Below are 14,859 nucleotides of genomic sequence, written 5' to 3' on the forward strand. Positions count from 1 at the left end.
ATTCCAAGACCCAGCATACAGGAGGCGCTTTTTTCTTTCAAAGCTCAAATTTCTTCATTACAGGAATGGCTCCTCTTAAGTGAAAGCAGTTTGTGAATCAAAAAAAGCAATGAGTGCATTCGCTATCTCATTGCTTTTGATACTACACAAGCAAATCATAAATAGCGCTCCACAAAAAGACATCGGTCTTTTGTGACAGGATGATCATTGTTCACGAGACACCCCAGCCTGTGCTATGTAGGGGCATAGCATAAGCTTCGGCGCTTTAGCCTTTCCTCCTTTTCCTACCCCCTGGCAGATTACGAAAAGGCATACTCTTCTTCGGCGCACCTCTATTTAGTGTACATTATTATAATTTCATTTAACTCTACCAAAATCAACGAAAGGTGGCAATAAGAAAAAAGTTATTGACAACGATTCTCATTTTCATTATTTTAGTTGATGAGAATGATATTCATTATCTAAATGGAGGTTTTACTTTTTATGAGCATTTTGATGGTATACGCGAGCATGACTGGGAATACTCAGGAAATTGCTGAAGCAATTGCAGAAGGTATTCGTTCAACTGGTGCTGAGCTGGAGATAAAAGAAGTAATGGATGCGAACGCAAAAGAACTCGAAGCTTACGACGGCATTTTGCTTGGCGCGTACACCTGGGGCGATGGTGATCTGCCAGACGAATGCCTGGACTTCTATGAGGAAATGGACGATATTGACCTCAGCGGGAAAAAGGTTGTGGCATTTGGCTCTTGCGACTCCGCTTATGAGCATGTCGGTGCAGCCGTGGATATTTTGCTGAAAAAAGCGAGCGAGCGTGGAGCAGAAACGCCACTGGAAGGATTGAAAATCGAGCTTTCTCCTACCGCAAAGGAAGTAGAAACTTGCAAAGCATTTGGCGTATCGTTTGCTGAATTGCTCGGCTAAGTGCTGTTTCCCAAATTCTCTGTCACATGATATACTATCAATCCAACTTTTTAAGGAGGATTGATCTCATGTCACTACATACCGACGAGATTCTCTTACGGCCTCTCCAACAAAAAGACGCAGCCGAGCTCCTAGAGCTTCGGCTGCGTAATCATGACTTTCTCCAACCATTTGAACCGATCCGTTCTGCTTCATTTCTGACCCTCGCAGAACAGCAAGAGCAGATTTCACAAGCGCAAAAAGCTTTTGAACTTGGCACTGCCTATGCATTTGGTGTATTCTCTCGTGAATCTGAGAAGATGGTTGGGCGCGTAGCCTTGTCAAATGTCACACGCGGTGCATGGCAAAATGCAACGATTGGCTACTTCATGGACCTGACATGCAATGGCAAAGGCTACACCACATCAGCTGTAAAGCTCGCCCTGCATTTTGCTTTTTCTGATGCTGGACTGCACAGGGTGCAAGCTGCCGTCATGCCACGCAATAAGCCTTCCATTCGAGTCTTGGAGAAAAACCGTTTTCGCCAGGAAGGGCTATCGTTGCGCTACTTGCAAATTAACGGTGTATGGGAAGACCATCTCATCTACGCCCTTACTGCTGAGGAGTGGTCCCATTCATCTCCTCGCTCTTCCTAAGCCTCACGCAGCCGTTCCAGGATACGCCGTTTGCGGTACAGCATCATGCCTGCTTCGGCGACATCCTGCACGGTTGAGCGGTTCAAATACGCCCCGAACAAAACACCCGCAATCGGTACCATTTGGAATAGCTTTTTCCAACCAAAATTTTCCGTATACGTCACCACGACTTCACGCCAGCCCTGTAATTGCGCCATCACTTCTTTCTGCGCTGTTGGATCATCAAAGCGCGAGAGCTCAGCGAGGATCGCTTTTTTGCCAACGATGTCTGAAGAAGCAAACTGCAAGCATTTGACTACAAACAGTCGCTCCCGCTTCTCTTCCGGTCGATAACCGTAGGCAAGAGCCATCTCTTGTAGGACTTTTAAGGATGTCCCCATCAACAACGGGATATCGATTGCGAGGGTAAAAATCCCACCGAAACCAGTCGTCGCCCCTTGTACTGTGGCAAAATTCGTACGTGAATCCTTCAGCTCCAGCGCCACATCATTCATCATCGACAACGGTACAGAAGCGATCTCGTCCTTGCCAATAGCAGATATGCTCTGTCCTTCTAAACGTTTGCGAAACCTCTTGTAAATTGGTTCATCCTGCACCAAATAGGTTCCACCTGTTTCAAGAAAGGCAGCCATCTCATCTACGGCTTTTCCCAGCTTCTCTTGAACGAATGCTGGCGTAATCCTGTCCAGCAGAACAAACGGAAGTCTGCCAAGCTTTTCCCAAAACCACAAATCATTCTGGTCCTTCTCCCAAGCCTCTACTTCACTTAACGCCTGAACCAACGTCTCTCTAGACTCCATCAAACACAACACCTCCCTGGCTGCTCACTCTGATTCTCCTCGCTTCCACTGACATTGATTGCGCAAGAGGGACTTGATATAGTCCTGCAACTCTTCTGACGTGGCGTGATGGTCGAATTCATTTATATTTCTTACGATTCCCAGCTTCAAATGTTTCACTTGTTCACCATCGATCCGAAACCCGAACTTTTCCATTATCTGTTGCTGCTCATTTGTCACAGGACTTCCTCCCAGCTAATCGAAGACCCCCATGCCTAAAAGCAAGGGGGCCTCCATCTTATTTCACTTCGATTGTAAATGTTATCGTTTCTTTTCGTTCATCAACGTCCGTTTTTTTGACGGTTCTTTTTTGTCTTGTAACGAGTTGGCAAGTCTTGTTGCTTAGGATATTCGTTACTTTGATCTCGTATTTGCCAGGTTGCTCACGATCGATATACCTACTTATATCGAGTGACTCCAGACCGTCTTCAGCCTCATCATCTCGATTGGAAGGCTTAATGGCGGCGATTTCTTTGCCTTCATAGTAGATCTCGATCTTATTTTCTGAGCTTATCGTAGCACTGCTGTGTTCTTGTCTAGCGCCGATTGCATTCTCCCCATACTTCCACTCATATTTCGGCATATGGTAGGCAGAGGATTTCTTACTCTCTCTAACTTTCTTCGTCCCCGTCCGCTCTGCATACGTGGAGATGAGCTTTAGATTTTCCAATTCCGCAAGGTCACTATCAGACTCCACAGTCACATTATCTCCATTTCGATATTCCTTGCCACTCTCACCTCGCATGAACATCGGCGATTGCGGTGGCGCAATACCTGTATCACCTGGGTCACAAGATTGGGAGGCTGGTATTGGCGGTGTATCCTCAATGACCTGAACGTAACCGCACCATGTCTGCCCGGGGTCTCTTTTGCTGTAATAGTTGACCTTGTAACGCCCTGGCTTATAGCCGGACAGTAGCAATCCTGTGTGATCCCAATTCAATTTATCACTTTCGACAACGACGTTATCGACTGCCCAAACCCCTGGCCCTTCATCGTCATCAGCTTCACTTCCGAATTCGATATGCTCTGCTGCTGTAGTCAACCAGATTACATGCACAGGATTTTGGTACAGCTTCAGCGTATTGTCTGACGAGTACACGTTTCCTTTTTCAACCATGAGGGTTGATTTATCATTGGGCTGCATCAACACATCCATCGTGACATTTCCACTTACAGGACCGCAAGCATTCGGTGTGCCTGGGATTTGTATTTGAATCGTCGTTGATGTAGCCCCTCCCCATAAAGATTCTGTTTTGTTTTCCTTGGAATCAGGCTCAAAGGTAACAGAAATCGTCATTCCCGCCAACATTGTCGGAATGTCGACCTCAAAATGTTGAGCGTTGGTCAGCGTTTGTCCAGTTCCGTTCACTGACCATCGACCCGGGTATTGTGAATACAAGGAAACCTTCCCTGGTGCCTCTGGGGCGGTGATTGTCTGATCCGGTGCCAGCTTTTGACCATTTGCATCTGTTCCCATAAACAGCTCTGCCATACCGATCTGGATCATCGTTGACCAAGGCGACATCGAGGAATCATCTGGTAAAAAAAGCAGCTGATATTGACCAGCCAACAGCGTACCTGTAGAAAAAACAGTAGCAGGAACAGATCTCATCTCCTGATTGGTGGACTTGTTCGTTAGCTTCCACGTGCCTGGTACCGAGCTGGTAAAGTCATTTGAACCCATATTTCCAAAAATCGTCGTTTGCCCACCAGTCGGCAAAGGCTCTCCCTCTGCTTTTTCTCCCTTATATATGCTCGGGTAATTTTGTGCTTCTACTTGAAAGCTCACGTGTAACGTACTGCTCCTTGAATTTGAATCCGTTACAACAAAGGTCAGCGTGTGAGTGCCGGCTGATAATTTGGCGGCAGGAATGGTAAAGCGAGGTACCTGCCATTTGAATGAAGCTTGATTCGAGGTTTGTTCCATCTGAAACTCTGGTAATTCTACACCATCCAGGTATACTTCCTTACGATTGAGGTTCGTACCATTTCCATACGTGGTCTGAATCAAATCAATATCAAGTGGTGTCTCAGGCGGAAGAATAAACTCATCATTCTTCACCCAGTTCCAACCATTTGAATCCAGTCCTGCAACCTGATAATCGTTAAAGATAACCATATCGTGAACAGGCTGCTTCCGGATTGGCTTAGATACTTGGCTGTTTTTTTTCATTGATGCTATTGCCCCGGCCCCCATGGCTGACGGTACTGAAACACCTGACAAAAAGGTGCCAGTTGCCAAACACACTAGAAGTGCTTTTACAACCCATTTTTTCACGAACTGTCCTCCTACTTTCTGCCTTACATTTTTATCAACTCAATTCATTCGACAAAAAAGGCGAAAATCCTTTGCCAACGCGCACTTTTTCACGCGATCGATATAGCTAAATACTATCACGTTCATAATTTATATAGATTTGACTTATATCATTCTAGACGGTAAAAATGATGGAAGGGAGGGATACACATGGTTCAAACCAATCAATGGAATGCCGGGCTGTACGACGCAAAAATGAACTTCGTTTCTGAATATGGCAAAGGATTAATGGACTGGCTTCATCCTGATGCAGGTGAAAGCATCCTCGACTTAGGCTGTGGAACAGGAGACCTGTGTGCGCAACTAACTCTAGCAGGAGCAAACGTAACAGGAATTGACTTTTCTGCGGACATGATTGAAGCTGCTCGACAAAAATATCCGCAGCTCGCCTTTGCTGTAGCCGATGCGCACACATTTCGAACAGAAGTACGCTATGACGCGGTCTTTTCCAATGCGGCATTACACTGGATGAAACGTCCAGCTGAAGTCATCGAAACCATTTGGTTAGCGCTCGCTCCAGGCGGTCGTTTTGTAGCCGAATTCGGAGGCAAAGGAAATTGCGGACAAATTACACAGGCATTACGGACCGTGTTGGAACGAAAAGATATATCCGCTGATGAACGATCACCTTGGTATTTTCCTAGCATCGGAGAGTACACGACTCTTTTGGAAAAGCAAGGCTTCCACGTCGTACTCGCCTCCCATTTTGATCGTCCTACCACTATGGCGGATGGGGACCGGGGACTTTCCCATTGGCTGAATTCGTTTTGCAGTCCTTTTTTTGCGGGACTATCGTCCGATGAGATACAGCAGGTATGTAACGATGTCACTGACTTATTGCGGCCTAGTCTGTTTCAAGACGGTCGCTGGGTGCTCGACTACAAGCGCATTCGCGTAGTTGCCCTTAAGAAAACAGATAGAGACGATTCGCTCGGAGGTAGCACACCATGACCCGGATCGCCTGCCTTCATGGCCATTATACGAATATTCCACTCTTATCAGAAGCATTCGCATCCTTTGATGCAGAGCTCATCCATTTTGTCGATCCAGGTTTACTGCTGCAAAACGGGGGAACACCTGTCCATACCAAGGAACAATCCCATGCCAAATTACGTGATCAACTGACTTGGATGCAGAGCTGCTCCGTAGATGCAATCGTGATCACTTGCACGCAGTATGCCTCGCTGCTAACACGAGAGGATGAAGCATCCAGTACTGTCCCGATCTTCACAATCGACGGACCTTTCTTTCATGAACTGGCACAGCTAACAGAACCACAAGTTCTGCTGTTCTCCAATCCGGCTACGGTCACACCTACGATGGAGCGTTTCGTACAATATGCCCGCTCCCACCGTCTTCAGCCAAATATTCAAGTAAGGCTTGTTGAAAATGCCTTCGCACTCCTGATTGAAAACAAGCACGAAGCTTACAGAGAGGCCATAAGCGACGCCCTTCATCATCTCCAACAAACGTATCCAGGTCAACACATTGCAGTGGCCCAGCTCTCCATGGCACCCGTTGCTGATCAGTTTGCAAAGGATTACGGGTGTACAGTTGCTCATCCTTTACATAGTTTGACGTCGCAGATGTCCAGAACGTTGCAGCTGCGTCCCAATCTTTGAATGCCTTGTGCAAAAAACAGCCCCGTCTGCTTAGGTATATGGCCAGTCGCAACGGGGCTGTCTCTATGAACGAAATCGAAAGTACGATTACATGCCTTCGGAGTTGGTCACCAGGACCTCTTCTCCCTCATTCAAGCCGCCTTTGATTTCGATAAAATCATATCCTTCAATACCGATCTCTACGTCTTTTGGCGTCGGCTCTCCGGTGCTCGGATCATTTACCATGACGGTGCCTTGACCTGGCCCAAGAACTTCAACCGCACTACTTGGCAAGCGTAGAACATTCGCTGCTTCTGCTACGATAATATCGTTGTCTCCCGTCATCCCGTGCTTGAAATCAGCTTTATCAAGCAGCTCCACTTTCACAGCGAAACGAACTTCCTTTTCTTCTTTCTTTCCTTCTTTCGGAAGCTCTATGACTTTACCTTTAAACGGCTCGGTACCAAATGCATACACGTAGACATCGACACTCTGACCGAGTTTGATCTCTGGAATATCAAGCTCACCAACGGCTGCGACAAAGTAAACTGAAGTTGTGTCCATAATAATGGCTGCAGGATCTGATCCTGGCGTTTCGCCTTCTTTTACGTTTAGCTTTGTGATTACTCCGCTGATTGGCGCTGTTACTTGGTTCTTCGCAATTTCACGCTTTTTCTGCTCCATTTCCAATAATGCCTCTTTCAAAGCCAGCTCTTTCTCCTGGAACTCCATATCTGTTGAAGTCATATCCATTTTAACCAGTTGCTGTCCTACTTTGATTACGTCATCCTTCTTTATGTCTACTCTAGCGATTTTACCATGGGTTCCTGCCAAAATTTCCATTTCATCTGGAAGTCCGAATGGAGTTGGCAATTGGCTGGCGTACAGCACTCCTTTTTCATCCGTGAATCGAACTACACCCATGTCTCCTACGTAGAGCGCACCCGGCTTTTTGACCAAGACTTCGACATCGTGAAGGCCACCAGCGCCTGGTTCCTTTTTCCCAACTCTGTCTACATTCGTTACGACTCCATCTACAAAGTACATGGAAGAAGTAATTAAGACTTTTACTTTTTGACCGACACTGAAGCGCTCTGATTCAAAAGCGGTGAACTTACCGGTGATTTTCAAATAATCGGTGTTCGCCAGCTTGACGATAGGTGTTTCCGGTGTGACAGAATCCCCTTCTTTTACGAGCACTTCAATTACTTTCCCGTCCTTATCCGCATTAATTATGTCTTTTTTGTCTTTGATTTCATTCAGTTCTTTTTTAGCACGTATAATCGCGAGTTCCTGCTTCTGCAACGCTAACTGAGCATCGGTACTGTCGATCGTAAACAATACATCGCCCTTTTTGACAGACTGGCCTTCCTTCACCAAGAGACGTTGAACTTTCCCGCTGAGTTCTGGCTTGACTTCCTCACGTGCCTTGGCTTCGATCGTACCTGCTGAGTTGATCGTTTTCTTAACCTCTCCACGTTCAACTACCGCTGTCGGGAAGGTCGGTTTTTCTTCTGGCATTTCTTCGGCAACTTCATCGCCCTTGAAGTATGAATAGCCGTAATAGCTTCCTCCTCCAAGAACGGCCACCACCGTGGCGATAATGATCCATTTTTTCTTGTTCATCTTACGTTCCTCACATTTCATCACTTATTCAGATCGAATCGCTTGCAGTGCACTTAAACGAGAAGCACGGATCGCTGGGAAGATTCCTGCCAACACCCCGATAATAAAGGAGAAACCAATCGCAAACAGTGCCAGCCAGCTTGGAATGACTGCCAGCTTGGAAGGCTCGGCCTCTGGATCGCCACCGCCGTAGCCCATGCCTAAATTATCCAACAGGCCACCTGACGCTCCGAAGTAGTTTACTAGCTCAACTGCTCCCCACGCCAAGCCGAGACCAGCCATTCCTCCTATTAAGCCAATAAAGCCTGATTCCATTAAGAACAGCCAGCGAATATTTAAAACTGTAGCGCCGATTACTTTCATGATTCCTATCTCTTTGGTTCGCTCTAAAATCGACATGATCATTGTATTGACGATTCCAATGGTTGCGACGAGCAAGGAGATTGCTGCAATTCCCCCGAGAACCATTTGAATCACGAAGAAGAATGAATTGATTCTTTCCAGATCAGCTGCGTTCGACCATGTCTCAAAACCTTTTTGCTTCATCGCCTCGATGACACTTTCGACTTTCTCACGTGATTCTACCCTGACAGTCACCGAGTCAAATTCAAACGTATCCTTTTTGGCTTTATCGCGAGATCGGCGTGAAGATCCATCACTGATTTCGTCACCCCTACTGCGATTGACCCATTCGTTGAGCTCTTTCACTACGCTAATCGGTGCATAAACCGCGGCCGACGAGCGACGATCGTCAGACTTCTTTAATTGACCGACAACCTTCACACGCATTTCTTTTTTCTCGTATTTTGGTTCATCGTCGATGCGATATTCTCGTGACAAGATGAGAGTTCCAGATCTGTCGACGAGATTGAAGGCAAGTGCTTCTCCGCCACCCATATCTGGTGGCATTTCATTCATTTCTTGGCGTCCGCCTCCGGCCTTTCTTCGCCGTTCCTCCCGCTTTTCCTTTTCCACGTCCCGCAATTCTCTGGAGACATCGAAGGCGACAACCACTTCTTGCGGTGAGCCTGACAAATACTTCCCTTTTTCAATGTCATTTTTACGATAAGCAGCCGATTCATTCACATCAACCCCGATAAGCTGTACGTATCCTTCTCGGCGGCCTACCTTGAGCTTCGCTTGATCTCGTAGTTCTTTTATCGGCATAACTGCTTCAATCCCAGGAATCTTTTTTAATTCCTGCACCGCTTCCATATTCAGCTTCTTGACTTTATCCTCTGGAACATCTATCCATTCGCCATTTTCCTCGTACCAACGTATCGGTTGAACTTCCATTTCGGTTAAATCCCCGAAGTTCTCCAAGCTTTTTACTGCACTTTCCTTAAGTCCCAAACTCAGTGCCATCATTGCAACGATTGCAGCCGTTCCGATCATCACTCCAACCGATGTGAGTGCTGTTCGCAGCTTCATTCTCCAAAGATTCTTCAAGACGATACGAAAAGAATCTATTATCTTCACGATTTGTTCACCTCATACCCTCGCCTACGCTGGTCTTGTCCTTTTTTGTACAACCCGTCCGTCTTGGAGATAAATAACACGGTCGGACTGTTCTGCTACTTCCTGCTCATGGGTAACGATGATGAACGTAGTCCCATTTTCCTTGTTCATTTCTCTCATTAATACGAGAATCTCTTGTTCGGTCTTCGAGTCCAGGTTTCCCGTCGGCTCATCCGCCAAGATGATGCCAGGCTGATTGACGAGCGCTCTCGCGATACTGACACGCTGCTGCTGTCCACCGCTAAGCTCGTTCGGCTTGTGGTCCAAGCGCCCTTCCAATCCCACGCGATGCAAAATCTCTTTTGCCTTTTCCCGTCGTTTTTTTGTACTCTCGCCCGCGAAAACCAGAGGAAGCTCTACGTTTTCCAACGCTGTCAGATTCGGGAGCAGATTGTAAGATTGGAAGATAAAGCCCATATGTTTACGGCGAAACAAGCATAGTTTGTTTTCGCTGTAACTGGAAATTTCTTCTCCGCTTACCATGACACTCCCTTCCTCCGGCTTGGTCAAGCCTGCAAGCAAATTCAAGAGCGTAGACTTGCCTGAACCCGATGAGCCACACAGCGCCACGAATTCCCCCTTGTTGATGTGAACGTTGATATCATACAGCACAGGCACCTTGATTTTTCCCGCTCCGTAGCTGTGATTGACCCCAGTCACCGTCAGCTCTCCCATTGAATTGACCATCTTTACCAGCACCTCATTCGTTCTTTCAAAAATGGAAGCCTTCCAAAACATCACATACTAAAGACGTAACATTTCGTAAAACGTAACGCTACATTCGCAAACAATTTACTTTTTACATAAAAGCAATAGTATCTTCAAAATTATGTAACAACCACGTAACCTTTTGCCGTCAAATACGTAATACAATGTAGATGTCAACAAACCATGGAGGGTCGAAGAAGATGACTATCTATCGCTTTTTATTTGAAACAGCAACACGCAGATGGGTTGAAATCATCAAGGCACCCAGTATGTTTGAGGCAGCAAAACAAGCCAAGCAGCTTGCAACCAAGCGCTCCAAGTCCATGTCCACTACAATCAGCTTCTCTTTTCACCACGCTGCTTCTCAAGCATAAATGACTGCATACATAACCGCCTTTCCCGCTACGGGAGGCGGTTTTTATATTTTGGGGATATTATTGACAGCACCGATTTCTTCCTCTTTAATATAGAGAGAGGCATTACAGTGCATGACAGTATAGATCCGCTTCGATTGTGCAGCGGTATACAAAGGGAGATAATCACAATGACCATGAAGAAAGCACTCACCATTGCAGGTTCAGACACCAGCGGCGGAGCTGGTCAGCAAGCAGACCTCAAAACGTTCCAGGAGCTTGGTGTTTTCGGGATGACAGCCCTCACTGTTATCGTAGCCCAAGATCCACATAACGAATGGTTTCATGAAGTGTTTCCGATCGATGTCGCCATTCTGGAAAAACAAATCGAAACGGTTCTCTCTGGAATTGGCGTAGATGCTGTAAAAACCGGGATGCTCGGTACCACTGAACTCGTTGACCTCGCTACCCGTAAAATAAAGCAATATGAATTGAAAAATGTGGTCGTTGACCCTGTGATGATCTGTAAGGGTGCAGATGAAGCCCTCCATCCAGAAATTGCAGTCAGCCTGCGTGAAGTATTGCTTCCACACGCGACAGTAGCGACACCTAATCTGTTCGAAGCTGGAATCCTCAGCCAAATGGGCGCTTTGAAAAGTGTCGATGACATGAAGGAAGCAGCGAAGCGCATCCACGACTTCGGCACTTCTTATGTTGTAGTAAAAGGTGGCAGCAAACTGGCAAGCGGCAATGCCGTAGACGTTTTCTATGACGGTAAGACGATCGAGGTTCTGGAATCGGAGCGTTTTGAAACTTCCTTTACCCATGGAGCAGGCTGCACATTCTCTGCTGCGATCTGTGCTGAATTGGCAAAAGGAAGCTCTGTACACAATGCAGTAGCAGTAGCGAAAGAGTTTATTACGGAAGCGATCCGCCACTCGTTTGCGCTCAATAAATATGTGGGGCCTACTCATCACGGTGCGTACCGCATGAAGAAGCACGGCGAAGCGATCTGCTAATTGCATTTCTAGTAAAATAAAAACTCCTGGCCTTTTTCCGAGTCTCGCTCGGCTGGTCAGGAGTTTTCTTATCATTACGCTTGCTTTTTGATTGCGATCTCGGGATTGATCGGTGCAGCTTTTCGATTCACGCGCACGGAAGATACCGTAAACACGATGAGCGCCGACCATATGAACGCAAAGCTAATAAGATGGGTTTGTGTAAACGGCTCCCCGAACAAGAAAACGGCTGATAAAAGCGAAATCGTCGGAGCCAAGTATTGAATGAAGCCTACGACAGAAAGCGGAAGTCTTGTCGTAGCTTGAGCGAACCAATAGAGCGGCATGGCGGTAGCTACCCCTGCCATCGTCAGTAACAAAAGTTGCCACCACGATAATGACGTCATCGTCTCCGTTCCATTGACTTGGATCATCAACAAATAACCGAAGGCAATGGGTGCCACAAACAGCGTCTCCCAGGCCAGACCGATCATCGCCTCCATCCGGACGAGCTTTTTCGCCAAGCTATAAAAGGCAAACGTCAGGGCAAGCGACAGCGAGACCCATGGAATCTCCCCATACTGGAAGGTGATGAACAAGACGCCGCAAGTTGCCAGAATGAGTGCAAGCCATTGCCCTGCGTGCATTTTTTCTTTTAGGAAAATGACTCCGAGCAGTACGGTGATGAGCGGATTCATGTAGTAACCAAGACTCGTTTGCATCACTTGATTGTTATTTACCGCCCAAATAAAGATAAGCCAGTTCGCACTGATGAGCAGTGAGCATATCGCTAATGCTCCAAACATTTTGATACCAGTAACAGCCCCCCACATACTGCGCCAGCGTTTCGTTACCTGAATAATGATTCCGACAAAAATGACGGACCAAACAATTCGATGAGCAAGTATCTCCCATGCGCCCATCGCCTGAAACAGCTTCCAATAGAGCGGGAGTAGCCCCCAAGCCAAATAGGCCACAATTGCGTAAATAATCCCCTGTCTCATCCTTGCTCCTCCCGTGTATTTCGCCTTCTCTTTCTATTATGACGACTTTTTGAACTCGCTCTCTAAGGAGTAGTGTAACGGAAATACGAAGAAACGGCTATGTATTCACACCAAGAATAGCGCTACCTTTGCACTTTCGTCCGTTACCATATTACCAATGCATGCAGCTAGCTAATTACCTTAGTAGTATAGTAAAGTGTAGACAAAAATTTTATTGTACCACTTTTACACCTGTAGTACAATAGGCATTATTCTTCCGAGTTTAGTCATACGAAAGGAACTTTTACTTATGACATACTGGCGATCAATCATTTTAGTATTACTCGGTGCATGCAGCTACGGAGTACTCTCTATTTTCATGAAGCACGCGTTTCAACTCGGCTTCACTCCTTTTGAAATGAGCGGGAGCCAACTGATTTTCGGTGGCTTGATCATGACGGTCATGGCCATATTTTTCTCCAAACAGCGCTTTCAATGGAAGTATTTGTTGCTTTTGGCACCTGCGAGCCTCATGATGGCCTCGACCAGTCTTTTTTACCATCAGGCTGTTAGCCGGGTCTCTGCATCACTCGCTATCGTTCTCTTATTTCAGTTTACGTGGATCGGTGTGCTCTTGGAGGCTATCGTGGATCGTAAATGGCCCACTGCTGAAAAATGGGTGTCTCTCGCCATGCTTGGTGCAGGGACAGTACTTGCCAGCGGTCTTGGCGAAAGCGGCATCCAAAGCGTAGATATCGTTGGTTTGATTTTCGGTCTATTGTCTGGCGCTACCTTTGCTTTGGTTATTTTCTTCAGCGGACGTATCCTCCCCGGAATGGACCCCTATTTGCGCAGTGCGATTTCGATCAGTATCGCTGCCTTGATGCTTTCGATCGTGTATCCACCTACATTCATGATCAACGGTCAGCTTCTGCAGGGGCTGCTGCCGCTGGGTCTCCTGGTTGCGATATTCGGTTCCGTCATCCCGATCTTCTGTTTGGCTGTCGGCGTACCTCGGATCGGTAATGGACTCGCTACCATTTTAAGCGCAGTTGAGCTGCCCACAGTCGTACTTTTGTCGAGCTTCGTTCTGCAAGAAACGGTCACTATCTCTCAATGGGGTGGCGTATTGATGATCCTCGCTGCTATTTGTGTACCGCAAGTAAAGTGGCGCAAGCTGTTCTCCCCTTCTCATGCCCTTGAGCAGAAAAAAATGTAGTGTTGCTGCTCCTACAAACATATAAAAAGCGTGCTGACCAGTTGGTGTCTGCACGCTTTTTTTGCCATTGCACGTAGCTCTGCTAGAAGGAAGGTAGCTTTCGTGACTCGAACTTATTTTCTATGAATAATGCCATGCGTTAGGAGGAAAATGTATGGAAAAACGGCAGAGTGTGCTATTCCAGCAGCTGGAATACTATCGGAAGATAACGTTGAGTGCAATCGATGGATTGACGGATGAGGAAGTGAATGTAATACCTGAGGGCTTTTCGAACAACATCTTGTGGAATCTGGGGCATATCTATCTCGATCAGTACTTATGGATCGCCCACCTGACAAAAGAACCGGTCCCGATCCCTCCAGGCTTCAACGAATGGTTTAATTTCGGGACGAAGCCTGCAGACTGGGACACACAGCCACCGAAGCTAGAAGAGCTCCTTCCCTTATTAAAAGAACAACCCCAGCAGTTACAAGCCGCTTACAAGGATCGATTGGAAGAAGAGTTCCCAGCTACTGAAGCAGGCATGCATACGATTGCACAAGTGCTCGTTCGAACGATTTTTCACGAAGGAATGCACCTAGCATCGATTAACACACTCCGGAGGTTCTTAAAAAAATGAATCAGACCGTAACTCCCATTTTTCGAATGTTTGACGTAGATAAGGCTAGAGAATTTTATGTGGGCTTTCTCGGATTTCAGGTAGATTGGGAGCATCGTTACGAGGATCATTTTCCGTTGTACATGCAAGTTTCTTCTCCCTCATGTACGATTCATCTGTCCGAGCATCATGGGGATGCTTGTCCTGGCTCAGCGATTCGTGTTCAGGTAGAGAATATCGAGCTTTTTCATCAGTCACTGTTGCGCCAGACATATAAGTACGCTTGTCCCGGACTAGAGGACACTCCTTGGGGAACACGCGAAGTGAGTGTGACCGATCCTTTTGGCAATCGCCTTCACTTCTATCAAGATGTAGTTCCTTCCTAAACGAATATCAAAAAGCCCAGCATACTCCTTTACAGGAAGCCACCGCTGGGCTATTTCATTTCACTTATAATCATAAATGGGGCGATCGATGGGACTTGAACCCACGAGTGCCGGAGCCACAATCCGGTGCGTTAACCCCTTCGCCACGACC

Annotated in this window: 16 protein-coding genes and 1 riboswitch; of the genes, 9 read left to right on the forward strand and 7 right to left on the reverse strand. The window is 46.7% G+C overall.

Going from position 1 to position 14,859, the window contains the following annotated elements:
- Nucleotides 1-154: 154 nt before the first annotated feature.
- A riboswitch (Lysine riboswitch) is annotated at nucleotides 155-343 on the reverse strand.
- Nucleotides 344-483: 140 nt separating this feature from the next.
- Together AB1L17_RS30460 and AB1L17_RS30465 are read left to right on the forward strand one after the other, a co-directional pair.
- A complete protein-coding gene (locus tag AB1L17_RS30460; protein WP_412848690.1) occupies nucleotides 484-924 on the forward strand; it encodes a flavodoxin in 441 nt (146 codons plus the stop codon).
- A gap of 68 nt (nucleotides 925-992) precedes the next feature.
- Nucleotides 993-1,559: a GNAT family N-acetyltransferase gene (locus AB1L17_RS30465; RefSeq protein ID WP_412848691.1), complete on the forward strand. Its 567-nt coding sequence runs from the start codon at nucleotides 993-995 to the stop codon at nucleotides 1,557-1,559.
- Here the strand turns inward: AB1L17_RS30465 and AB1L17_RS30470 are convergent.
- From AB1L17_RS30470 to AB1L17_RS30480, 3 genes are read right to left on the reverse strand one after another with little or no spacing between them, the layout of a single operon-like run.
- On the reverse strand, nucleotides 1,556-2,359 hold the full coding sequence (locus AB1L17_RS30470; protein WP_412848704.1) for an EcsC family protein: 804 nt from the start codon (nucleotides 2,357-2,359) through the stop codon (nucleotides 1,556-1,558). The genes AB1L17_RS30465 and AB1L17_RS30470 overlap by 4 nt on opposite strands.
- A gap of 24 nt (nucleotides 2,360-2,383) precedes the next feature.
- Complete coding sequence (locus AB1L17_RS30475) at nucleotides 2,384-2,578, reverse strand: hypothetical protein (RefSeq protein ID WP_412848692.1); 195 nt, start codon at nucleotides 2,576-2,578, stop codon at nucleotides 2,384-2,386.
- 58 nt (nucleotides 2,579-2,636) lie between these two features.
- A complete protein-coding gene (locus tag AB1L17_RS30480; protein WP_412848693.1) occupies nucleotides 2,637-4,679 on the reverse strand; it encodes a hypothetical protein in 2,043 nt (680 codons plus the stop codon).
- Between the two features lie 189 nt (nucleotides 4,680-4,868).
- On the opposite strand from AB1L17_RS30480, the gene AB1L17_RS30485 reads away from it, so the two are divergent.
- Complete coding sequence (locus AB1L17_RS30485) at nucleotides 4,869-5,669, forward strand: class I SAM-dependent methyltransferase (RefSeq protein WP_412848694.1); 801 nt, start codon at nucleotides 4,869-4,871, stop codon at nucleotides 5,667-5,669.
- Complete coding sequence (locus AB1L17_RS30490; RefSeq protein WP_412848695.1) at nucleotides 5,666-6,340, forward strand: hypothetical protein; 675 nt, start codon at nucleotides 5,666-5,668, stop codon at nucleotides 6,338-6,340. The genes AB1L17_RS30485 and AB1L17_RS30490 overlap by 4 nt, the downstream gene beginning before the upstream one ends.
- A gap of 87 nt (nucleotides 6,341-6,427) precedes the next feature.
- On the opposite strand, the gene AB1L17_RS30495 is transcribed toward AB1L17_RS30490, so the two are convergent.
- The 3 genes from AB1L17_RS30495 to AB1L17_RS30505 are packed head-to-tail and all read right to left on the reverse strand — an operon-like array spanning nucleotide 6,428 to nucleotide 10,150.
- Nucleotides 6,428-7,945 carry an efflux RND transporter periplasmic adaptor subunit gene (locus AB1L17_RS30495; protein ID WP_412848696.1) on the reverse strand — a complete coding sequence of 506 codons (1,518 nt, stop codon included), beginning with the start codon at nucleotides 7,943-7,945 and terminating at the stop codon, nucleotides 6,428-6,430.
- Nucleotides 7,946-7,969: 24 nt separating this feature from the next.
- Complete coding sequence (locus AB1L17_RS30500; protein WP_412848697.1) at nucleotides 7,970-9,424, reverse strand: ABC transporter permease; 1,455 nt, start codon at nucleotides 9,422-9,424, stop codon at nucleotides 7,970-7,972.
- 24 nt (nucleotides 9,425-9,448) lie between these two features.
- Entirely contained in the window at nucleotides 9,449-10,150 is a 702-nt protein-coding gene (locus AB1L17_RS30505) for an ABC transporter ATP-binding protein (RefSeq protein ID WP_412848698.1), read from the reverse strand.
- A gap of 221 nt (nucleotides 10,151-10,371) precedes the next feature.
- Between AB1L17_RS30505 and AB1L17_RS30510 the strand changes: the two genes are divergently transcribed.
- A complete protein-coding gene (locus tag AB1L17_RS30510) occupies nucleotides 10,372-10,545 on the forward strand; it encodes a hypothetical protein (protein ID WP_007723176.1) in 174 nt (57 codons plus the stop codon).
- 170 nt (nucleotides 10,546-10,715) lie between these two features.
- Nucleotides 10,716-11,543: a pyridoxine/pyridoxal/pyridoxamine kinase gene (pdxK, locus tag AB1L17_RS30515; protein WP_412848699.1), complete on the forward strand. Its 828-nt coding sequence runs from the start codon at nucleotides 10,716-10,718 to the stop codon at nucleotides 11,541-11,543.
- A gap of 74 nt (nucleotides 11,544-11,617) precedes the next feature.
- On the opposite strand, the gene rarD is transcribed toward pdxK, so the two are convergent.
- Nucleotides 11,618-12,526, reverse strand: coding sequence for an EamA family transporter RarD (gene rarD, locus AB1L17_RS30520; protein WP_412848700.1), 909 nt, complete (start codon nucleotides 12,524-12,526; stop codon nucleotides 11,618-11,620).
- Between the two features lie 289 nt (nucleotides 12,527-12,815).
- On the opposite strand from rarD, the gene AB1L17_RS30525 reads away from it, so the two are divergent.
- From AB1L17_RS30525 to AB1L17_RS30535, 3 genes are all read left to right on the forward strand, one after another.
- The gene (locus AB1L17_RS30525; protein WP_412848701.1) at nucleotides 12,816-13,724 is read left to right on the forward strand and encodes an EamA family transporter; all 909 of its coding nucleotides are present in this window, start codon (nucleotides 12,816-12,818) and stop codon (nucleotides 13,722-13,724) included.
- Between the two features lie 154 nt (nucleotides 13,725-13,878).
- Nucleotides 13,879-14,343, forward strand: a complete 465-nt coding sequence (locus tag AB1L17_RS30530) for a DinB family protein (protein ID WP_412848702.1) — start codon at nucleotides 13,879-13,881, stop codon at nucleotides 14,341-14,343.
- Nucleotides 14,340-14,708, forward strand: a complete 369-nt coding sequence (locus AB1L17_RS30535) for a glyoxalase superfamily protein (protein ID WP_412848703.1) — start codon at nucleotides 14,340-14,342, stop codon at nucleotides 14,706-14,708. Before AB1L17_RS30530 ends, AB1L17_RS30535 begins: the two co-directional genes overlap by 4 nt.
- Nucleotides 14,709-14,859 lie beyond the last annotated feature (151 nt).

It is taken from the genome of Brevibacillus jepli (genome assembly GCF_047229145.1).
In the GTDB taxonomy this organism is placed as follows: Bacteria; Bacillota; Bacilli; order Brevibacillales; family Brevibacillaceae; genus Brevibacillus.